The organism is Enterobacter cloacae complex sp. P1B, assembly GCF_014982345.1.
GTDB lineage: Bacteria > Pseudomonadota > Gammaproteobacteria > Enterobacterales > Enterobacteriaceae > Enterobacter > Enterobacter bugandensis.
Genome location: NZ_JADCLF010000003.1, coordinates 25,915 through 47,414, shown reverse-complemented (window position 1 = coordinate 47,414; position 21,500 = coordinate 25,915). Strand labels below are relative to the sequence as shown.

General features: G+C 54.1%; 19 protein-coding genes and 1 pseudogene. 11 read left to right on the top strand and 9 right to left on the bottom strand.

Annotation, left to right across the window (positions count from 1 at the left end):
• From INF77_RS01575 to mtnN, 3 genes and pseudogenes are all read right to left on the bottom strand, one after another.
• Positions 1-597 (bottom strand): annotated as a pseudogene (locus INF77_RS01575) (TRIC cation channel family protein); the annotation flags it as partial.
• A 21-nt stretch (positions 598-618) separates the two neighbouring features.
• The gene (gene btuF, locus INF77_RS01570) at positions 619-1,419 is read right to left on the bottom strand and encodes a vitamin B12 ABC transporter substrate-binding protein BtuF (RefSeq protein WP_063943781.1); all 801 of its coding nucleotides are present in this window, start codon (positions 1,417-1,419) and stop codon (positions 619-621) included.
• Positions 1,412-2,110: a 5'-methylthioadenosine/S-adenosylhomocysteine nucleosidase gene (mtnN, locus tag INF77_RS01565; RefSeq protein WP_028015570.1), complete on the bottom strand. Its 699-nt coding sequence runs from the start codon at positions 2,108-2,110 to the stop codon at positions 1,412-1,414. Before mtnN ends, btuF begins: the two co-directional genes overlap by 8 nt.
• An 82-nt stretch (positions 2,111-2,192) precedes the next feature.
• On the opposite strand from mtnN, the gene dgt reads away from it, so the two are divergent.
• From dgt to cdaR, 3 genes are all read left to right on the top strand, one after another.
• Complete coding sequence (gene dgt / locus INF77_RS01560) at positions 2,193-3,707, top strand: dGTPase (RefSeq protein WP_193532827.1); 1,515 nt, start codon at positions 2,193-2,195, stop codon at positions 3,705-3,707.
• Positions 3,708-3,838: 131 nt separating this feature from the next.
• Entirely contained in the window at positions 3,839-5,275 is a 1,437-nt protein-coding gene (gene degP, locus INF77_RS01555) for a serine endoprotease DegP (protein WP_028015572.1), read from the top strand.
• 146 nt (positions 5,276-5,421) lie between these two features.
• Positions 5,422-6,579 carry a DNA-binding transcriptional regulator CdaR gene (cdaR, locus tag INF77_RS01550; RefSeq protein ID WP_032644978.1) on the top strand — a complete coding sequence of 386 codons (1,158 nt, stop codon included), beginning with the start codon at positions 5,422-5,424 and terminating at the stop codon, positions 6,577-6,579.
• 92 nt (positions 6,580-6,671) lie between these two features.
• Here cdaR and INF77_RS01545 read toward each other — a convergent pair whose 3' ends face one another.
• The 3 genes from INF77_RS01545 to INF77_RS01535 all read right to left on the bottom strand — a co-directional run bounded on the left by INF77_RS01545 (position 6,672) and on the right by INF77_RS01535 (position 9,500).
• Entirely contained in the window at positions 6,672-7,058 is a 387-nt protein-coding gene (locus INF77_RS01545; protein WP_014168696.1) for a DUF3461 family protein, read from the bottom strand.
• A gap of 213 nt (positions 7,059-7,271) precedes the next feature.
• Positions 7,272-8,954 (bottom strand): hypothetical protein, encoded by a 1,683-nt coding sequence (locus tag INF77_RS01540; RefSeq protein WP_193532826.1) that lies wholly within the window; start codon positions 8,952-8,954, stop codon positions 7,272-7,274.
• 9 nt (positions 8,955-8,963) lie between these two features.
• Entirely contained in the window at positions 8,964-9,500 is a 537-nt protein-coding gene (locus INF77_RS01535; RefSeq protein WP_193532825.1) for a hypothetical protein, read from the bottom strand.
• 251 nt (positions 9,501-9,751) lie between these two features.
• On the opposite strand from INF77_RS01535, the gene INF77_RS01530 reads away from it, so the two are divergent.
• Complete coding sequence (locus INF77_RS01530; RefSeq protein WP_193532824.1) at positions 9,752-10,384, top strand: DNA-binding protein; 633 nt, start codon at positions 9,752-9,754, stop codon at positions 10,382-10,384.
• Here the strand turns inward: INF77_RS01530 and dapD are convergent.
• The 3 genes from dapD to map form a co-directional block, all read right to left on the bottom strand.
• Positions 10,381-11,205 carry a 2,3,4,5-tetrahydropyridine-2,6-dicarboxylate N-succinyltransferase gene (gene dapD / locus INF77_RS01525; protein ID WP_008501915.1) on the bottom strand — a complete coding sequence of 275 codons (825 nt, stop codon included), beginning with the start codon at positions 11,203-11,205 and terminating at the stop codon, positions 10,381-10,383. The genes INF77_RS01530 and dapD overlap by 4 nt on opposite strands.
• 32 nt (positions 11,206-11,237) lie before the next feature.
• Positions 11,238-13,913, bottom strand: coding sequence for a bifunctional uridylyltransferase/uridylyl-removing protein GlnD (gene glnD / locus INF77_RS01520; RefSeq protein WP_008501914.1), 2,676 nt, complete (start codon positions 13,911-13,913; stop codon positions 11,238-11,240).
• Positions 13,914-13,975: 62 nt separating this feature from the next.
• Positions 13,976-14,770, bottom strand: a complete 795-nt coding sequence (map, locus tag INF77_RS01515; protein WP_028015578.1) for a type I methionyl aminopeptidase — start codon at positions 14,768-14,770, stop codon at positions 13,976-13,978.
• A gap of 322 nt (positions 14,771-15,092) precedes the next feature.
• Between map and rpsB the strand changes: the two genes are divergently transcribed.
• The 7 genes from rpsB to cdsA all read left to right on the top strand — a co-directional run bounded on the left by rpsB (position 15,093) and on the right by cdsA (position 21,497).
• Positions 15,093-15,818 carry a 30S ribosomal protein S2 gene (rpsB, locus tag INF77_RS01510; RefSeq protein WP_003856207.1) on the top strand — a complete coding sequence of 242 codons (726 nt, stop codon included), beginning with the start codon at positions 15,093-15,095 and terminating at the stop codon, positions 15,816-15,818.
• Between the two features lie 117 nt (positions 15,819-15,935).
• Positions 15,936-16,787: a translation elongation factor Ts gene (gene tsf, locus INF77_RS01505; RefSeq protein ID WP_028015579.1), complete on the top strand. Its 852-nt coding sequence runs from the start codon at positions 15,936-15,938 to the stop codon at positions 16,785-16,787.
• Between the two features lie 150 nt (positions 16,788-16,937).
• Positions 16,938-17,663 (top strand): UMP kinase, encoded by a 726-nt coding sequence (gene pyrH / locus INF77_RS01500; protein ID WP_008501910.1) that lies wholly within the window; start codon positions 16,938-16,940, stop codon positions 17,661-17,663.
• A 167-nt stretch (positions 17,664-17,830) separates the two neighbouring features.
• Positions 17,831-18,388: a ribosome recycling factor gene (gene frr, locus INF77_RS01495; RefSeq protein ID WP_003856180.1), complete on the top strand. Its 558-nt coding sequence runs from the start codon at positions 17,831-17,833 to the stop codon at positions 18,386-18,388.
• A 95-nt stretch (positions 18,389-18,483) separates the two neighbouring features.
• Positions 18,484-19,683 (top strand): 1-deoxy-D-xylulose-5-phosphate reductoisomerase, encoded by a 1,200-nt coding sequence (gene ispC / locus INF77_RS01490; protein WP_193532823.1) that lies wholly within the window; start codon positions 18,484-18,486, stop codon positions 19,681-19,683.
• A 185-nt stretch (positions 19,684-19,868) separates the two neighbouring features.
• A complete protein-coding gene (gene ispU / locus INF77_RS01485; RefSeq protein ID WP_028015581.1) occupies positions 19,869-20,627 on the top strand; it encodes a (2E,6E)-farnesyl-diphosphate-specific ditrans,polycis-undecaprenyl-diphosphate synthase in 759 nt (252 codons plus the stop codon).
• A gap of 12 nt (positions 20,628-20,639) precedes the next feature.
• Positions 20,640-21,497, top strand: a complete 858-nt coding sequence (gene cdsA, locus INF77_RS01480) for a phosphatidate cytidylyltransferase (protein WP_193532822.1) — start codon at positions 20,640-20,642, stop codon at positions 21,495-21,497.
• Positions 21,498-21,500: the final 3 nt, after the last annotated feature.

Below are 21,500 nucleotides of genomic sequence, written 5' to 3'. Positions count from 1 at the left end.
CGTCGGCAGCTTCAGGTGCCAGCGTATTGCCGCTAAACGTATCACCAGCGTCACGAGCATCCCCAGCATCGCGGCGTTTTCCAGCGGAATTGCAAACGTGTAGTACGCGGTCGCGTGGACAATGCCGCCCGCAATACAGGCCGTTGCGTAAATTTCAGTACGCAGGATCATCGGCACCTCACGCGCCAGAATGTCGCGAATGATGCCGCCGCCCACGCCGGTTAACACGCCCATGCAGATCGCCACCATCGGGCCGGTGCCCGCATTAAACGCCTTATTGACGCCAATACCGACAAACACGGCCAGACCGACGGCATCCAGTACCGGCAATATCCATTTGGGTAATCGGCGGGGCTGGCGAACCAGCACAATGGTTAACAGACAGGTGACCATTGCGACCACAAGATCGGTAGGATCTTTCACCCAAAACACCGGGCCATTCGCCAGCGCCATATCGCGGATTGTCCCGCCGCCAACGGCGGTCACCACGCCAAGCACCAGCACGCCAAACGGATCCATGCGTAGTTTTCCGGCGAGCAGGACGCCGGAGATAGCAAAAACGGCTGTACCAAGAATATCCAGCCAATAAACGAGCATCGTTAAATCCTCGAACAAATGTTAATGACCCTCTGCCAGGGCGGCACAGAGCTGTTTTGCGGCGAGGATAATACGCGGGCTGGCGCGTTCAAACCAGTCACCGTTGAGTGGGATCACCGGAATTTTTAGCTGGCTCTGCCAGAATTGTTTAATTTTAGGAATCTCGCTCGCATTTCCGACCACGACGATGGCCTGCGGCTGGCGCGCCAGAACCTGCTCACGGCTCACCTGAGGCCACGGTACCCGGCTGGCAGCAAAGATATTTTCACCGCCGCACACTTCCAGCACCTGGTTCTGAATCGAGCCTTTTCCGGTGGTAAACAGCGGCTGGCTGCCGAACTGCAGGAAGATGCGCTTTTTGGCTGGCGTATCGTATTGGGCTTTCAGCGCGGCATAGTCGCTGAGTATCTGGTTCGCCGCACTCTCGGCTTTTTGAGGCGCAGGGCTATAAGGGGCCAGGGCGCGCAGAGCCTGAGCGACCTGCTCAATACTTACCGCGTCAACCCACATGACCTTGATGCCAAGTGAGGTGAGCTGGTTAACCTGCCGCTCGGCGTTACCGCCGCGCCAGGCCAGCACGAGATCCGGCTTAAGCGCCACAATGCGCTCAAGATTCATCCCTTGCCAGGTTGCCACTTGTTCAATGCCGGCCGCCTGTGGGGGGTAATCTGAAAAGCTGCTGACGCCAACGGGGGTGATCCCGGCGGCAAACGCCAGTTCGGTATTAGCGGGAGAGAGGGTAATCACACGCGGCGCGGCGAACAGCCACGCCGGTGCAAGCAGCAGCAGGGCGGCCAGCGCCCTGATAGACCGTTTAGCCACGCGCCAGGTTCTGCACCAGGCGTTCCACCATCACGGTGGACTGTTTTGCCGCAACGGCCAGGAACTCGTCGAAGCTGATGTGAGACTGCTGGTCTGCCACGTCAGAGATGGCGCGAACCACCACGAATGGTACGCTGAAATTGTGGCAAACGTGCGCAATCGCGGTCGCTTCCATCTCTACGGCAACCGCCTGCGGGAAGTTATGACGGATTTTCGCCAGACCGACCGAGCCATTGATGAACGCATCACCGCTGACAATCAGGCCGCGTACCGCGTTGAGATTGAGCTCAGCAATGCAGGCTTCAGCCGCCGCTATCAGTTTATCGTCAGCTTTAAACCCTGCCGGGCAGCCCGGAAGCTGGCCGTATTCGTAGCCGAACGCGGTGACGTCAGCATCGTGGTAACGCGCTTCGTCGGAGACAACGATATCGCCCACTTTCAGCGTCGGTGCCAGACCGCCTGCTGAGCCCGTGTTAATGATGACGTCCGGCTTGCAGCGCTCAAGCAGCAGGGTCGCACCCAGCGCAGCAGCCACTTTACCGATGCCTGATTTCAGCAGAGCCACCTCAACACCGTTCAGCTGTCCGGTGTAGATCTCACAACCCCCGAGAGAGAGGGTCTGACGGTTCTCAATTTTGTCACGCAGGAGCGTAACTTCTTCTTCCATTGCACCAATAATGCCGATTTTCATAGATTTACTCGCGATGTGCCTTGTTAAGAGGCATAGTCTATCATGCGGTTAAGGGGAAACGCATTCTCACGCGGGGGAGCACATGTCACCAATCGATTTTCGTACCAAAATTAACTGGCACCGACGTTTCCGTTCGCCGCAGGGCAAAAAGAGCGAACATGAGATCCTGCGTATCTTCGAAAGCGATCGCGGCAGGATTATTAACTCGCCCGCCATCCGGCGTCTGCAGCAAAAGACCCAGGTATTCCCGCTGGAGCGTAACGCCGCGGTGCGCACGCGCTTAACCCACTCCATGGAAGTGCAGCAGGTCGGGCGTTATATTGCCAAAGAGATTTTAAGCCGCCTCAAAGAGCAGCGTTTACTGGAAACCTATGGCCTGGATGAGCTGACGGGGCCTTTCGAGAGCATCGTTGAGATGGCCTGCCTGATGCATGACATCGGCAACCCGCCTTTTGGCCATTTTGGCGAGGCGGCTATTAATGACTGGTTTAAACAACGGCTTTATCCGTCGGATGCGGCAAGCCAGCCACTCAGCGATGACCGCTGCATCGTGCGCGATTTACGCCTGCGTGAAGGCGAAGAAGGGCTGAACGATTTGCGCCGCAAAGTGCGCCAGGATCTCTGTCACTTTGAGGGCAACGCGCAGGGGATCCGGCTGGTGCACTCCCTGATGCGCATGAACCTGACCTGGGCGCAGGTTGGCTGCATTTTGAAATATACGCGTCCCGCGTGGTGGATGGGGGAAACGCCCGCATCCCACAGCTATTTAATGAAAAAACCGGGCTATTACCTTTCCGAAGAGGCCTATATAGAACGGCTGCGTAAAGAACTTTCCCTGACGCCAAACGGCCGATTCCCATTGACGTGGATTATGGAAGCCGCCGACGATATTTCCTATTGCGTGGCTGACCTGGAAGATGCCGTTGAGAAAAGAATATTCAGCGTCGAGGAGCTTTATCAGCATCTTTATGCGGCATGGGGAACCCATGAAAAAGGATCGCTGTTTGCGCAGGTTGTCGAAAATGCCTGGGAAAAATCGCGCTCAAATACGTTGAGCCGCAGTACGGAAGATCAGTTCTTTATGTATTTGCGGGTCAATACATTAAATAAACTGGTGCCGTATGCCGCCTCGCGCTTTATTGATAATTTGCCGCAAATCTTTAGCGGGGAATTCAATCATGCGCTATTGGAAGATGACAGCAGTTTCAGCCAACTCCTTGAGCTTTATAAACATGTGGCAATGCGGCATGTGTTCAGCCATCCTGATGTCGAGCAGCTGGAACTGCAGGGATACCGTGTAATCAGTGGATTACTGGAAATTTATTCCCCGTTGCTTCAACTCTCCGTCGAGGAGTTTAGCGAGTTGGTGGAAAAAGAACGCGTGCGGCGAATTCCTATCGAATCCCGGCTTTATCAGAAGCTTTCTACCCGCCATCGGCTGGCGTATGTCGAAGCGATGGGTAAGCTGGATCGCCACGCTCTGGAATGGCCGGTGATGGAATATTATTATCGCTGCCGTCTAATCCAGGACTATATCAGCGGCATGACCGATTTGTATGCCTGGGATGAATACCGCAAGCTCATGGCCGTGGAATAATTCCGGAGTTTTGTAAAGAAGGCCAATAAATTTTTACCTTTTCCATAAACTTATGGCCGGAACTAAGCGGTATAAAATGAATCTGAGTTACACAGCAATTTTGCGTTACCTGTAAATCGAGATTGAGAAACATGAAAAAAACCACATTAGCAATGAGTGCACTGGCTCTGAGTTTAGGTTTAGCGCTGTCTCCTCTGACTGCTACTGCAGCCGAGACCGCGTCGTCGGCAGCAACCGCGCAGCAGATGCCAAGCCTGGCACCGATGCTCGAAAAAGTGATGCCATCGGTGGTGAGTATTAACGTTGAGGGCAGCACGACCGTCAATACGCCGCGCATGCCGCGTAACTTCCAGCAGTTCTTCGGTGACAATTCACCGTTCTGCCAGGACGGTTCGCCATTCCAGAGTTCTCCGTTCTGTCAGGGCGGTGGCGCAGGGGATGACGGCCAGGGCGGCGGCCAGCAACAGAAATTCATGGCGCTTGGTTCCGGTGTGATTATTGATGCCGCAAAAGGCTACGTGGTCACCAACAACCACGTTGTGGATAACGCCAGCACCATTAAAGTTCAGCTGAGCGATGGTCGTAAATTCGATGCTAAAGTGGTGGGTAAAGATCCGCGCTCCGACATCGCGCTGATCCAGATTCAGGATCCGAAGAACCTGACGGCGATTAAAATTGCCGACTCCGATGCGCTGCGCGTGGGCGATTACACCGTCGCTATCGGTAACCCGTTCGGTCTGGGTGAAACCGTGACCTCCGGTATTGTCTCTGCGCTGGGCCGTAGCGGCCTGAATGCGGAAAACTATGAAAACTTCATCCAGACGGATGCGGCCATTAACCGTGGTAACTCCGGCGGTGCGCTGGTGAACCTGAACGGCGAGCTGATCGGTATCAACACCGCTATTCTGGCACCGGACGGCGGTAACATCGGTATCGGCTTTGCTATCCCGAGCAACATGGTGAAAAACCTGACTGCTCAAATGGTGCAGTACGGCCAGGTGAAACGCGGTGAGCTGGGTATTATGGGTACCGAGCTGAACTCCGAGCTGGCGAAAGCGATGAAGGTGGATGCGCAGCGCGGTGCGTTCGTCAGCCAGGTTATGCCGAACTCCTCTGCAGCGAAGGCGGGCATTAAAGCGGGTGATGTGATCACCTCTCTGAACGGTAAACCGATCAGCAGCTTTGCCGCCTTGCGTGCGGAAGTGGGCTCGATGCCAATTGGCAGCAAAGTGACCCTTGGCCTGCTGCGTGACGGCAAACCGGTTAACGTAAGCCTGGAGCTGCAGCAGAGCAGCCAGAATCAGGTGGACTCCAGCACCATCTTCAGCGGAATTGAAGGCGCAGAGATGAGTAACAAGGGCCAGGACAAAGGCGTGGTGGTGAACAACGTGAAAGCAAATTCACCTGCTGCCCGTATCGGCCTGAAAAAAGGCGATGTGATCATGGGGGCTAACCAGCAACCGGTGAAAAACATCGCTGAACTGCGCAAAATTCTCGACAGCAAACCGTCCGTGCTGGCGCTGAATATCCAGCGCGGTGACACCTCAATTTACCTGCTGATGCAGTAATTCTCTTAAGCCCCTGTACGCAGGGGCTTTCTCGTTTCTGTGACGCCTACCGCAACTCCATACTTCCCCCTCTCACTTTGTGCATTCGCACAATGCAGTCGCTGCTGAACTTCCCTATGCTTGAGCTCTGCTCACAGGAGGGTTACATGGCTGGCTGGCATCTTGATACCAAAATGGCGCAGGATATCGTGGCGCGCACCATGCGCATCATTGATACCAATATCAACGTAATGGATGCTCGCGGGCGCATTATTGGCAGCGGCGATCGCGAGCGTATTGGGGAATTGCACGAAGGAGCCCTGCTGGTGCTCTCTCAGGGCCGCGTGGTTGATATCGATGATGCGGTAGCGAAACACCTGCACGGCGTGCGTCAGGGGATCAACTTGCCGCTGCGTCTGGAAGGGGAAATTGTTGGCGTCATCGGCCTGACGGGCGAACCGGAATCCCTGCGTAAATACGGCGAGCTGGTCTGCATGACGGCGGAAATGATGCTGGAGCAGTCGCGTCTGATGCATCTGCTTGCTCAGGACAGCCGCTTACGTGAAGAGCTGGTGATGAACCTGATTCAGGCGGAAGAACATACGCCTGCACTCAGCGAATGGGCGCAGCGTCTGGGGATCGATCTGAACCAGCCGCGCGTGGTGGCGGTGATTGAGGTCGATAGCGGACAGCTTGGCGTAGACAGCGCGATGGCCGAGCTGCAGCAGCTTCAAAATGCGCTGGCGACGCCGGAGCGCGACAACCTGGTGGCGATCGTCTCGCTGACGGAAATGGTGGTACTCAAACCCGCGCTCAATGCGTTCGGCCGCTGGGATGCGGAAGATCATCGTCGTCGCGTGGAACTGCTGATTTCCCGTATGCAGGAGAACGGCCAGTTGCGTTTTCGCGTTGCCCTGGGCAATTACTTTACCGGGCCGGGCAGCATCGCCCGGTCCTGGCGTACCGCGCGCACTACCATGATGGTGGGCAAGCAGCGGATGCCGGAGAGCCGCAGTTATTTCTATCAGGATCTGATGCTGCCGGTGCTGCTCGACAGCCTGCGCGGCGGCTGGCAGGCCAATGAGCTGGCGCGGCCATTAGCGCGCCTGAAGGCGATGGACAACAATGGGTTGCTGCGCCGGACGCTGCAGGCGTGGTTCCGCCATAACGTGCAACCGCTGGCGACCTCAAAAGCGCTGTTTATTCATCGCAATACGCTTGAGTACCGGCTAAACCGGATCTCGGAGCTGACGGGGCTGGATTTGGGGAACTTTGACGACAGGCTGCTGCTCTATGTCGCGTTGCAGCTGGACGAACAGAGATGACTGAGTGCGGTCTGGTGCCCTCACCCCATCCCTCTCCCACGGGGAGAGGGCGCAAACACTAAAAAAGGCAATCAGGGATTGCCATTTTGCTTTTATTTCCGCGTTAATTTCTCAAGATCCGCTTCAATCTCGCTGATCTTGTTGGTGACAACGCTTTCAAGGTGACGCAGATCGTCGAGGATCTTACGCTTGAGATCGACTTCGGTGCGATCGCGCTGGCAAATCTGATCGAGTTCATCGATCACATAGCGCAGGTTAGGGCTGATTTCCTGCACCTCTTTGTACCCTTGTCCTACGCCGTCAGCGACGACGGTCTTACGCTGGCGTGGATATTTAAACTTCACGCTCTTGGCGAAAAACTCTCCTTTATCCTTGTGAAAATAGATTTTTAAAATGTCGTTGTTGGCTTCCTGGCGAAGGCTGTAACGATCGATTTCATCAGGATTGGTAATGCCCAGACTTTTCAGATTATCGTACATAGCGGTACCCTTATCTCAACATAACCTTTGAATAATTAATGAAAAAATTCCTTTTTGCCACCCTCATATACAAAAAAAGCGGGGTCGATCCTGATTACATTTCACTGAAATTACCGGGCAGGGAAGGTGCATTGCCCCCACTCGTTTATTGTTGTTTTTAACGACTACGTCAAGTGGAAATCAATTTAATACCAAAACCTGACGATCTGAGCGCTAGCGCAGTAAGGCGATGGAGGCCAGCATTTCGCTTTCCGTGGAGGTAATTTCCTGTTCCAACAGTTCGTCGATCCGCTGTTTTTTGATTGCCTGATTGACGCCGAACAGATCGAGCTTATCCAGCAGGAACATCACCAGCGCCGTAATCACGGCGGTCAGGACCGATGAGAGTAAAATGGGGAGCGGTCCTGGTAGACCAAGGCCGCTGAGCCATGACTCAAGGCCAATAGCCGCAAAGACGGAAAGAGAACCTGCTACAAGCTTAAGAATGGCATCGCCTTTTTGGGCCATACTGCTGTGTTTATCCCTGAGGATCGGTACCGTCTGCATCAGGACCTTAAAGCCTTCTTTTACCATCCGCATGATGTTTTTAAACACGCCAACGAAGCAGTTAACAATCCCTTCCAGCAGCATCGACACGAAGTTTTTAATAAAGCCGACGGCAACATCTTTTAATAAAACAACAGCGTTTTTGAGAATGTGATCTTTCATGCGACCAAGACGAATCGACAGAGCCTGCGAAAAATCGCTCGCACCTACGCCAGCTTCAATACCGTGCGTTAAACAGCTGCGCAGCTCATAGTAAAGAGGCTTGATAATGAAGAGAATGAGATCGCCCAGCGACTGATGACCTGATGCCTGGGCCGCATCTTTCGCCAGAACTTTTTGGACGTCGCGATCCTTGCGGATATTATCAAATACGGTTTCATTGGTTTTGGTATCCATCGTTTGCTGCGCGATGTCCATTTTCTCGACCATCACCTGCCGCGTTTTGATTTCCTCTTCTGTCAGCGGATGCGCGACATCTTTTTTCCCTTTTTTGACAACTACAAAGCCCTGATCGATCTCCTGCTGGAGTTCTTCGCGGGTTTTAGCGAACTTACCGGTTTTCTCGCCACGGTTGTTTTGCATGCTGGTAACAGCATAATTTTCGTCAATATTGAGAATATTTTTGATGTCATCAAGCTTCAGAGCCTTGTTGCTTTTGAGGTTGTTGCATACTTCGGCGCAGGAGACGACATGATCGACTTCGGCAGCCTGCTTCTGCTCTCCCTCGCTTTTCGCATGTTTTTTGTACTGGTAGATCGTGCCGTTACCATATTCATCCTCAGCGCGCAGATTACCGGAGAAATGGTTCTCTTTACGGGCCTTCATTTTTGCACCATCGCGCATGTTCAGAGAGTCGTTGTTGCGTGTCATTTCGCCGCCGTTAAACGACGATTGTTCAGAAAAACGGTCAATGTTTTGACGCTCGTTCAAGTGCTCGCTGTAGCTATCCAGCATAAAGGCATTTCTTTCGGGCGCTTCGTAACTGAACGCCCGGCACTCCTGGTACAGGCGGGACGGGGTAACACCTTGTCGGGTGCCGATATTGCAGGCGCGCATTGTGCCGTCGAGCAGGCTGAGAAACACGGGTTCGAGGATATTGTCGATGGCGCTGCCCGTTGAGATTACGTCCAGGCGGGCCATAACGTCGTCGTTGCTGACCGTCAGGTTGGCCCCCATAATCGCTTCGCGGTAAATGCTGCCGGTATCGCACCCCTTTATAAATGCAGCATCGACTTCTCCGGTCAGATGAGCTTCGATGGCGGACGCCGTCGCCACGGATTTTAGCGCAGGGGCATTCCGCATCTGTTGCAGCTTTTTCATTCTGGCGAGATGTGCATTAAGATTTGTCATCCGTCGTCCTCAGGCCGCAACCAGTAAGTTCCAGGAGGTCATAAAATCACTTTCGCTTTGTGTTCTTAGCTCATCCTGACTTGCCATCATGCCAACAATGAGGCTAAACCTCTCCAGGCTTTTCGCATCGTTAAGCTGATATTCATTTATAAGTGACCAAACCGTTGGCAGATTGGGCGGTGTTTCGACCATCTCGACGATCTTCTGCTGAACGGCTTGAGGTAACTTTTCCCGCGGAACAAGACCAGACACTGCATCATCCAGCAGGGCAATATTTTCCGCTGGGGTCTTGCCATTAGCCTTGATGCAGCATGTCCCCAGTGCATACGCCGCGAGGATAAAGTCATCCCGTTTACTGATATCGCGCGTCATGTCCGCCAGTTCAGTCTGGAGTTTTTTGATCTTTTCGGCGTATTCAGCTTTTGCGATCTGCTGCCCTTCAGCAATCCCTTCGTCTTTGCCGCTATTTTTTCCCCATAAATACGTCCCGGCCAGAGTGACCAGACCTGCGATCCCCGCACCAATTATTTTGCCGTAATGACTCATTGCACGATTCCCGTTTATTGCCCGCAAGGCCAGATTATTATTTGCTGTTCACGAATAATATCGTTAATCCTGTTTTTCAACAAACCTATGTTTTAAAAGAAAAAATTTGCATTAAGTAACGAGGTGAACTTCCTTGTAAAGAGATTCATCATTGTTACTTCAGCTGAGAAAAGGCGAGCGAGACGGGTATTCAAAAGCGGGGAAATGAGGCAAAGTTATCGCACAAAAGCGTAGCCCGCGGGGATAATGACATGTCAGGACGCATTGATTATCAGATCGAAAAATACAGCTTTGGCGCCGCAGATGAGAGCCCAAGGCTCACGCACCAGTGGGCAGAAGTTGCCGCAGAGTGCCGCCAGCTAAAGGCGGGTGCGGAAGAGCGTTTACGTATTGCCTTACTGAACGTGGATTATGTCACCAGCTTCGAACTGCCGTTCCGACTGGTGCTGACCCGCGCCCCTCAGCTTATCGCCGGGCTGCGCGATGAGTTTCAGCTAAGCCAGAAGAACGTCATCTTTAACGGCAAGCGCTTTGGCTGCGTCTACAGCCTGAAAGCCGATCTCAATGCGATTCCTGAGGCTTTTCAGTACCGCATGAGTACCCGCATTCGGCGGATCGATCCCACCGGGCTTACTGCAGAGCCCTTCCGGCAGATCGCCAAAGAGGTAAAAGCGCCGCGTGAGCGACTGAAGCTGGCGCTGGAGTCGGGTCTGGCCGTGACGGCTCTCGACGGGCTTTTCTGGCTGGGGAGCCAGCGTATGGCGGCGGATATCGCAGGGTTGAGAACAAAGGGAATGGCAATCGCGACTGCGGAAACGGACGTTTTTGATGATTATACCGGGACGCACAGGCGCGTCCCGGTTTATCAACGCGTCGGGGATTAGTCGATGGTGCGCAGCAGTTCGTTGATGCCCACTTTACCGCGGGTTTTCGCATCCACTTTCTTCACGATAACGGCACAGTACAGGCTGTATTTACCGTCTTTTGACGGCAGGTTACCGGAAACGACCACTGAGCCCGCCGGAACGCGACCGTAGTGCACTTCGCCGGTTTCGCGATCGTAAATGCGGGTGCTCTGGCCGATGTAAACGCCCATGGAGATCACGGAGCCTTCTTCCACGATCACGCCTTCAACCACTTCTGAACGCGCGCCGATGAAGCAGTTGTCTTCGATGATGGTCGGGTTAGCCTGCAGTGGCTCCAGAACGCCACCGATGCCGACGCCGCCGGACAGGTGAACGTTTTTACCGATCTGCGCGCAGGAACCGACGGTTGCCCAGGTATCGACCATGGTGCCTTCGTCAACGTACGCACCGATGTTCACATAGGATGGCATCAGCACGGTGTTACGTGCGATGAATGCGCCCTGACGAACTGCCGCTGGTGGGACTACGCGGAAGCCTTCTTTCTGGAAACGCGCTTCGTCGTAATCCGCGAATTTCATTGGCACTTTATCGAAGTAGCGGCTTTCTGCTCCGTCGATAACCTGGTTATCGTTGATGCGGAAAGAGAGCAGCACGGCCTTCTTCAGCCATTGATGAGTAACCCACTGACCGTCGATTTTTTCTGCCACGCGCAGGGCGCCGGAATCCAGCAGGGAAATAACCTGGTTTACCGCTTCACGGGTCACGGTATCCACATTTGCCGGAGTGATCTCGGCGCGACGCTCAAAAGCGGACTCAATAACGTTCTGTAACTGCTGCATTGTTTACTCTTTCCATTTTACTAAAAAACACGTCACCCTTTATCGTTTGGATTGAGGGCTGCTGTCAACCGTTGTTGCACTTCAAGCTGCAGGTCATTATTAAGGGCACGCCGATCGGCGGTGGCGATTATAAATAAATCTTCTACTCGCTCGCCAATGGTTGTAATTCGGGCCCCATGAAGCGAAATTCCCAGATCGGCAAAAACCTGGCCGACGCGGGCAAGCAGCCCTGGCTGGTCGAGCGCGATCAGCTCCAGGAACGATTTACGGTCGGTGTGGGTCGGCAGGAAGTTGACCTCGGTATCGACGGTAAAGTGGCGTAACTTAGCCGGCTGACGGCGCGGCTGCGGTGGCTGCCAGCTGCGCTGCGTGATCGCCTGCTCCAGACCGAAGCGTATCCCTTCATGCCTGTCCGAGGACAGCGGGCTGCCGTCCGGCTCCAGCACAATAAAGGTATCCATCGCCATGCCGTCGCGGGTGGTAAAAATCTGCGCGTCGTGAACGCTCAGGTTACGCCTGTCCAGCTCGGCGCAGACGGCAGCAAACAGATAAGGCCGGTCCGGGCTCCAGATGAATATCTCCGTTCCGCCGCGCGTGGCCTGCGGGCTCAGCAGGATCATCGGTTGAGACAGATCGTGCTTCAGCAGGTGCCGCGCGTGCCAGGCAAGCTGGTTTGGGCTGTGGCGCACAAAATAGTTGGCACGGCAGCGGGCCCAAATCTGATGCAGCGCTTCTTCATCAATGTTATCCATCCGCAGCAGCGCCAGCGCCTGCAGCTGGTGATGACGCACGCGCTCGCGCATGTCCGGGGTGTTTTGCATCCCGCGTCGCAGCTGTTTTTCGGTGGCGAAGTACAGCTCGCGCAGCAGGCTCTGCTTCCAGCTGTTCCACAGGGTCTCGTTGGTGGCGCAAATATCGGCCACCGTCAGGCAGACCAGATAGCGCAGACGGTTTTCCGTTTGAACTTCTTCGGCGAACTGCTTAATAACCTCAGGGTCCTGAATATCGCGACGCTGGGCGGTGACCGACATCAGCAGGTGATGGCGCACCAGCCAGGCAACCAGCTGCGTTTCGCGCGAATTGAGACCGTGCAGTTCGGCAAATTTCAGCACGTCCTGCGCGCCCAGCACCGAGTGATCGCCGCCGCGGCCCTTAGCGATGTCGTGGAACAGGGCGGCAATCAGGATCAGTTCCGGATGGGTCAGGCGCGGCCACAGCTCCACGCACAGCGGGTGGCGGGAGCGCGTCTCTTCTTTGGCAAAGCTTTCCAGCTTGAGCATCACGCGGATGGTGTGTTCATCCACCGTGTAGGCGTGGAACAGATCGAATTGCATCTGCCCAACGATGTGCGACCACTGCGGCATATAGGCCCACAGCACGCTGTGGCGGTGCATCGGCAGCAGCCCGCGGCTGACGGCACCCGGATGGCGGAGCATGCTCAGGAACAGCGAGCGTGCTTCCGGGATGTAACACAAAGGCTGCGTCAGATGGCGGCGCGCGTGGCGCAGATGGCGCAGGGTGGTGGAGTAGATCCCGGTGATGGTGCTGTTGCGCACCATGGTGTAGAACATCCGCAGGATCGCTTCCGGCTCGCGGATAAACAGCGTTTCGTCGCGCAGATCGATCAGCGTGCCGCGCAGCTGGAATTCATCGTCAATCGGGCGCGGCTTTTCGTCGGCAGTCAGGGCCAGAATGGCCTCGTCGAACAGCTGCAACAGCATCTGGTTCAGCTCGGTGACCCGGCGGGTGACGCGGAAGAAATCCTTCATCATCTGCTCAACCGGCTCGTTGCCTTCGCCCTGATAGTTCAGCCGCTGCGCTACGCTGAGCTGACGGTCAAACAGCAGGCGGTTATCGTAGCGGGTAACTTCCAGATGCAGGGCAAAACGGATGCGCCACAGCAGGTGCAGACACTCGTTTAGCTCGTTACGCTCGGCCTCGGTCAGGAAGCCAAAGCCGACCATCTCGTCCATCGAGGTGGCGCCAAAGTGGCGACGGGCGACCCACTGTAACGTGTGAATGTCGCGCAGGCCGCCGGGGCTGCTTTTAATATCGGGTTCAAGGTTATAGCTGGTGCCGTGGTAGCGCTGATGGCGCTGGTTTTGTTCCTCGACCTTGGCGGCGAAGAATTTCTCAGATGGCCAGAAGCCGTCGCTGAAAATATGCTTTTGCAGCTCCAGAAACAGCGCGACGTCACCAATCAGCAGGCGGGTTTCAATCAGGTTGGTGGCGACGGTCAGGTCAGATAACCCCTCCAGCAGGCACTCTTCCAGGGTGCGCACGCTGTGGCCCACTTCAAGCTTGACGTCCCACAGCAGAGTCAGCAGCTCGCCTATTTTCTGCGCCTGCTCGTCCGGCAGCTTTTTGCGGCTCAGGATCAGCAGGTCGATATCGGAAAGCGGATGCAGCTCCCCGCGGCCATAGCCCCCGACGGCAACCAGCGCGACGTCGCTCACCTGCCCGAAACCGTAGTCGATCCACAGACGCTGCAGGAGCTGGTCGATAAATTCGGTGCGCGCTTCGATGAGCTGCTCGGCAGAGACGCCCGCGTCGAACGCGCTGCCCAGCCAGCGGTGGAAAACATCCATATGGGCTTTTATGTGCGCGCAGGTCAGCTCGTGCGGCGGCCAGACGCCCGGGTTATCGGGCTGGTCGGGGAGGGTGGGAAGTGCTGTGTTAGCATACTGTTCGGGTAATAGATTACTCATCGTGCGCCACCCATAAGAAAAAGCTATCGCCATTAAAAAAGCCGGCATTTGCCGGCTTCTTATCACTCAATGTTCGTCAGTATTGCCGGGATGGTGTCATCCTTGCGCAACGTCATAATTTCGCAGCCGTTGTCCGTTACCACAATAGTATGCTCGTACTGGGCAGACAAGCTTCTGTCTTTGGTTTTCACCGTCCAGCCGTCTTTCATAGTGCGGATGCGGTAGTCACCGGCGTTGACCATCGGTTCGATGGTGAAGGTCATCCCTTTTTGCAGCACCACGCCGCCGTCATCGGCATCATAGTGCAGAACCTGCGGCTCTTCATGGAAGACGCGGCCAATGCCGTGACCGCAGTATTCGCGCACCACGGAGAAACCTTCCGCTTCCACGAATTTCTGAATTGCGGCACCGAGGGTGCGCAGGCGGATGCCCGGCTTAACCATTTTCAGCGCCAGGTACAGGCTCTCTTGCGTCACTTTGCACAGACGCTCGCCCAGAATCGTTGGTTTGCCAACGATGAACATCTTCGAGGTGTCACCGTGGTACTCGTCTTTAATGACGGTCACGTCGATGTTGACGATATCGCCATCTTTCAGCAGTTTTTCGTCGTCCGGAATACCGTGGCAAACCACTTCATTAATAGAGATGCAGACGGATTTCGGGAAACCGTGGTAGCCGAGACAGGCGGAAACCGCGTGCTGCTCGTTAACGATATAGTCATTACAGATGCGATCCAGTTCGCCGGTGCTGACGCCCGGCTTCACGAACGGCTCGATCATTTCCAGCACTTCCGCGGCCAGACGACCGGCGACGCGCATCTTTTCAATTTCTTCAGGTGTCTTAATAGAGATAGCCATGTAATCTGTCCATCGGTGTCGATTTTTTCGACAATACTAGTCTAAGTGTCGTCAATGGTATCAGTCAGGCACGCCCCGTGCCAAATTGAGAATCATTAACAGCACACTCCGCCAACAACTGTTGGTTTCTGGTCGTGTTTTGTGGTATAAAGCGCGCCGGACTTCCGATCCATCTCAGATACACAGGCTGGACGGAAGCGACAAATCTCACTTTGTGTAACAACACACACGTATCGGCACATATTCCGGGGTGCCCTTCGGGGTCGGTAATATGGGATACGTGGAGGCATAACCCCAACTTTCAATATAGAGGTTTTAAAACATGGCAACTGTTTCCATGCGCGACATGCTCAAGGCTGGTGTTCACTTTGGTCACCAGACCCGTTACTGGAACCCGAAAATGAAGCCTTTCATCTTCGGCGCGCGTAACAAAGTTCACATCATCAACCTTGAGAAAACTGTACCAATGTTCAACGAAGCCCTGGCTGAGCTGAACAAGATCTCTTCCCGTAAAGGTAAGATTCTGTTCGTTGGTACTAAGCGCGCTGCAAGCGAAGCTGTGAAAGATGCTGCTAACAGCTGCGACCAGTTCTTCGTGAACCATCGCTGGTTGGGCGGCATGCTGACCAACTGGAAAACTGTTCGTCAGTCCATCAAGCGCCTGAAAGATCTGGAAACCCAGTCTCAGGACGGTACTTTCGACAAGCTGACTAAGAAAGAAGCGCTGATGCGCACTCGTGAACTGGACAAGCTGGAAAACAGCCTGGGCGGTATCAAAGATATGGGCGGCCTGCCAGACGCGCTGTTCGTAATCGATGCAGACCACGAGCACATCGCTATCAAAGAAGCTAACAACCTGGGTATCCCGGTATTCGCTATCGTTGATACCAACTCCGATCCGGACGGTGTTGACTTCGTTATCCCGGGTAACGACGACGCAATCCGTGCTGTTAGCCTGTATCTGAGCGCTGTAGCTGCTACCGTTCGTGAAGGCCGTTCCCAGGATCTGGCTTCTCAGGCGGAAGAAAGCTTCGTAGAAGCTGAATAATAAGGTTTTACCCCTTATTAGTACCGTGTATGAATAGGGGCCCATTATCGGCCCCTTTTTTCAATTTACACTGTTTGGCCTCCGGCCGGGCAGTTCACATCTCCCGAGGATTTAAGAATGGCTGAAATTACCGCATCCCTGGTAAAAGAGCTGCGCGAGCGTACTGGCGCAGGCATGATGGATTGCAAAAAAGCGCTGACTGAAGCGAACGGCGACATCGAGCTGGCAATCGAAAACATGCGTAAATCCGGTGCGATCAAAGCAGCTAAGAAAGCAGGCAACGTTGCTGCTGACGGCGTGATCATCACTAAAATCGACGGCACCTACGGCATCATTCTGGAAGTTAACTGCCAGACTGACTTCGTTGCTAAAGATGGCGGTTTCCAGGCATTTGCGAACAAAGTTCTGGACGCAGCTGTTGCTGGCAAAATCACTGACGTTGAAGTTCTGAAAGCACAGTTCGAAGAAGAACGTGTTGCGCTGGTTGCTAAAATCGGTGAGAACATCAACATCCGTCGCGTATCTTCCCTGGAAGGCGAAGTACTGGGTTCTTACCAGCACGGTGCACGTATCGGTGTTCTGGTTGCGGCTAAAGGCGCTGACGAAGAGCTGGTTAAACAGCTGGCAATGCACATCGCTGCAAGCAAACCAGAATTCGTTAAGCCAGAAGACGTGTCTGCTGAAGTGGTAGAGAAAGAGTACCAGGTTCAGCTGGACATCGCGATGCAGTCTGGTAAGCCAAAAGAAATCGCAGAGAAAATGGTTGAAGGCCGCATGAAGAAATTCACCGGCGAAGTTTCTCTGACTGGCCAGCCTTTCGTTATGGATCCAAGCAAGTCTGTTGCTCAGCTGCTGAAAGAGCACAACGCTGACGTAACTGGCTTCATCCGCTTCGAAGTGGGCGAAGGCATTGAGAAAGTTGAGACTGACTTCGCAGCAGAAGTTGCTGCAATGTCCAAGCAGTCTTAATGATTGAAAAGGAGCCGCCTGAGGGCGGCTTCTTTTTGTCACCCGTCACAGGAAATCAGACAGGCTCCAGTATCGCCGTGCTGATTTGCGGCATATTATGTCGCCAGAATTAACTCCCATCTTAATCGTTGACAGTCTCAGGAAAGAAACATGGCTACCAATGCAAAACCCGTGTACAAACGCATTCTGCTTAAGCTGAGTGGCGAAGCGCTGCAGGGATCGGAAGGCTTCGGTATTGACGCAAGCATCCTTGATCGCATGGCACAGGAAATCAAAGAACTGGTCGAACTGGGTATCCAGGTTGGCGTGGTCATTGGCGGTGGCAACCTTTTCCGTGGTGCTGGTCTGGCGAAAGCGGGGATGAACCGCGTTGTGGGCGACCACATGGGTATGCTGGCAACCGTGATGAATGGCCTGGCAATGCGTGATGCGCTCCATCGCGCCTACGTGAATGCCCGCCTGATGTCCGCGATTCCCCTGAATGGCGTATGCGATAATTACAGCTGGGCAGAGGCCATCAGCCTGCTGCGCAACAACCGCGTGGTGATCCTCTCCGCCGGTACGGGTAACCCGTTCTTTACCACCGATTCCGCTGCCTGCCTGCGCGGTATCGAAATTGAAGCCGACGTGGTGCTGAAAGCGACCAAAGTAGACGGCGTGTTTACTGCCGACCCGGCAAAAGATCCTTCTGCGACCATGTACGATCAGCTGAGCTACAGCGAAGTGCTGGATAAAGAGCTGAAAGTGATGGATCTTGCCGCCTTCACGCTGGCTCGCGACCACAAACTGCCGATCCGAGTCTTCAACATGAACAAGCCTGGCGCACTGCGTCGCGTGGTCATGGGCGAAAAAGAAGGCACTTTGATCACGGAATAATTTCCGTCGACGATAAATACAGGTAAGATTCCGCTTTACTTTGTAGTGGTATCTTACCTGGACGCGCCTTTGGCGTTGTCATGAATTAAACGCGACTATACTTAGCACACCTGTAGCGCTGTGCTGGCGGATAGTCTGCCTGAGACAAGTTTTCAAGGATTCGTAACGTGATTAACGACATCAGAAAAGATGCTGAAGTACGCATGGACAAATGCGTAGAAGCGTTCAAAAACCAAATCAGCAAAATCCGTACTGGCCGTGCTTCCCCAAGCCTGCTGGATGGCATCATCGTAGAATACTACGGTACGCCAACCCCTCTGCGTCAGCTCGCGAGCGTGACGGTTGAAGATACCCGTACGCTGAAAATCAACGTCTTCGATCGCTCTATGAGCCCGGCCGTTGAGAAAGCGATCATGGCTTCTGACCTGGGTCTGAACCCAAGCTCAGCGGGTGCTGACATCCGCGTTCCGCTGCCTCCGCTGACGGAAGAGCGTCGTAAAGATCTCATCAAAGTGGTTCGCGGTGAAGCTGAGCAGGGTCGTGTTTCCGTGCGTAACGTGCGTCGCGATGCGAACGATAAAGTGAAAGCACTGCTGAAAGAAAAAGAGATCAGCGAAGATGACGATCGTCGTTCTCAGGACGACATTCAGAAAATGACCGACGCTGCCATCAAGAAAATTGATGCGGCGCTGGCAGAAAAAGAAGCGGAACTGATGCAGTTCTGATTTCTGTCGTACACTGATAAACGCCGTTCAGAGGGACTTCGGGTCTTGCTGGCGGCGTTTTGCTTTTATCTGGTCTAACTTTTTTCGGGCATCTCATGAAGCATTTAACACTCCTCGGCTCAACCGGTTCCATTGGTTGCAGTACTCTCGACGTCGTCCGCCATAATCCTGAACTTTACACCGTGACAGCGCTGGTGGCCGGTAAGAATGTGCAGCGTATGGTCGAGCAGTGCCTGGAGTTTATGCCCCGCTATGCGGTGATGGATGACGAAGAGAGCGCGCGCCTGCTAAAAGCCCAACTGTGTGAGAAGGGCAGCCGAACCGAGGTGCTGAGTGGCCAGCAGGCGGCCTGCGAGATGGCGGCGCTGGATGAGGTTGACCAGGTTATGGCGGCCATTGTCGGCGCAGCCGGGCTGCTGCCGACACTTGCTGCGATCGATGCCGGTAAAGATGTTTTGCTCGCCAATAAAGAGTCGCTGGTGACCTGCGGACGTCTGTTCATGGACGCGGTAAAACAGCGCGGGGCGCGTCTTTTACCGGTCGACAGCGAGCATAACGCCATTTTTCAGAGTTTACCGCAACCTTTTCAACAGAACCTGGGGTACGCTGACCTGGAGCAGAATGGCGTTGTGTCGATTCTGCTTACCGGGTCTGGTGGCCCGTTCCGTGAAACGCCACTGTCTGAACTGCGCGCAATGACGCCGGATCAGGCGTGCCGTCATCCGAACTGGTCAATGGGGCGTAAAATCTCCGTGGATTCTGCCACCATGATGAACAAAGGTCTGGAATACATTGAAGCGCGCTGGCTGTTTAATGCGTCGGCGAAACAGATGGAAGTACTGATCCACCCGCAGTCGGTGATTCACTCGATGGTGCGCTATCAGGATGGCAGCGTGCTGGCACAGCTCGGCGAGCCGGATATGCGTACGCCTATTGCCCATTCAATGGCATGGCCGAACCGGGTGAAATCCGGCGTGAAGCCGCTTGATTTCTGTAAGCTCAGTTCTCTGACGTTCAGTGAACCAGACTACGATCGTTATCCTTGTCTGAAGCTTGCAATGAACGCCTTTGACCAGGGGCAGGCGGCGACGACGGCACTGAATGCAGCCAATGAAATTACCGTTGACGCATTTCTGAATCAGCAGATCCGTTTTACCGATATCGCGTCCTTAAATTTATCGGTACTGGAAATGATGGATTTGCGCGAGCCACAAAGCGTGGAAGAGGTACTGGCGGTGGATACAGCTGCTCGTGATATTGCGCGTAAACAGGTGACACGTCTCGCAAGCTGGTGATAAAGCAAGCACTAGTGGTCGTGCTATTTGTTAGCGTTGGGCTTCAGTGATATAGTCTGCGCCACCTGATCGCAGGAATTTGACTTTATGTGGTCAGGTAAGCCGTGGTTTGACACGGCTTTTTTATGTACAGGCTTAAGTATTCCTGAGTACCGTTAAATCCTTTCAGGGACAAAAAACGCGTTATGTTGTCTGCGAATCAACCAATAAGCGAAAACTTGCCAGCTCATGGCTGCCGTCATGTAGCAATCATTATGGATGGCAACGGGCGCTGGGCGAAAAGACAAGGGAAAATACGAGCCTTTGGGCATAAAGCGGGAGCGAAATCTGTTCGCCGCGCCGTCTCTTTTGCCGCCAATAACGGCATTGATGCGTTAACGCTCTATGCTTTTAGCAGTGAAAACTGGAATCGACCTCCGCAGGAAGTGACTGCGTTGATGGAACTGTTCGTGTGGGCGCTAGACAGCGAAGTAAAAAGCCTGCACCGCCACAACGTTCGCCTGCGCATCATTGGCGATACCAGTCGTTTTAACTCACGTTTGCAGGAGCGGATTCGTAAAGCAGAAGCGCTGACGGAAAATAATACCGGTCTGACGCTCAACGTTGCGGCGAATTACGGTGGACGCTGGGATATTATCCAGGGCGTTCGGCATCTGGCCGAACAGGTTCAGGAAGGGCTGTTGAGACCCGACCAGATTGATGAAGAGGCGCTGAGCAAGCAAATCTGCATGAATGAACTGGCACCTGTGGATTTGGTAATTAGGACAGGGGGGGAACATCGCATAAGTAACTTTCTGATATGGCAAATTGCCTATGCTGAACTTTACTTTACGGATGTTCTTTGGCCCGATTTTGATGAACAAGACTTTGAAGGTGCGCTGCATGCCTTTGCCAATCGAGAGCGTCGTTTCGGCGGCACCGAGCCAGGTGGCGACAAAGCCTGATGGGGGTAGCTTTTGCTGAAGTATCGCCTGATTTCCGCTTTTGTTTTAATACCCATTGTCATTGCGGCGCTGTTTTTACTGCCCCCGGTGGGATTCGCCATTGTCACGCTGGTAGTGTGCATGCTTGCCGCGTGGGAATGGGGACAGTTTAGCGGCTTTACCTCGCGCAGCCAGCGAGTATGGCTTGCGGTACTCTGTGGCTTTATCCTGGCCATAATGCTGTTTACGTTGCCTGAATATCACCATGATATTCATCAACCGCTGGTTGCCGGCTCCTTGTGGATGTCGTTGGCCTGGTGGATTGTTGCGCTGTTGCTGGTGCTTTTTTATCCAGGTTCGGCCGCAATCTGGCGTCATTCAAAGGTGCTGCGACTGATTTTTGGTTTGCTCACCATTGTTCCGTTTTTCTGGGGCATGGTCGCGCTGCGCGCCTGGCACTATGACGAAAATCACTACAGCGGTGCGATCTGGCTGCTTTATGTGATGATTCTCGTCTGGGGGGCTGACTCCGGGGCCTATATGTTTGGTAAACTGTTTGGCAAACATAAGCTGGCACCAAAAGTTTCGCCGGGGAAAACCTGGCAAGGCTTCATCGGCGGCTTGTTTACGGCAGCGATCATCTCCTGGGGCTATGGCGTCTGGGCAGATCTGGCCGTGGCACCGTCAATACTGCTGGTGTGCTCGATTTTTGCTGCACTTGCCTCAGTGCTCGGTGATTTAACCGAAAGTATGTTTAAGCGTGAAGCAGGGATTAAGGACAGCGGACATCTTATTCCAGGGCATGGCGGTATACTGGATCGCATTGACAGCCTGACAGCGGCTGTTCCAGTATTTGCTTGCCTGCTTTTACTGGTATTCGGGACGATTTAACGG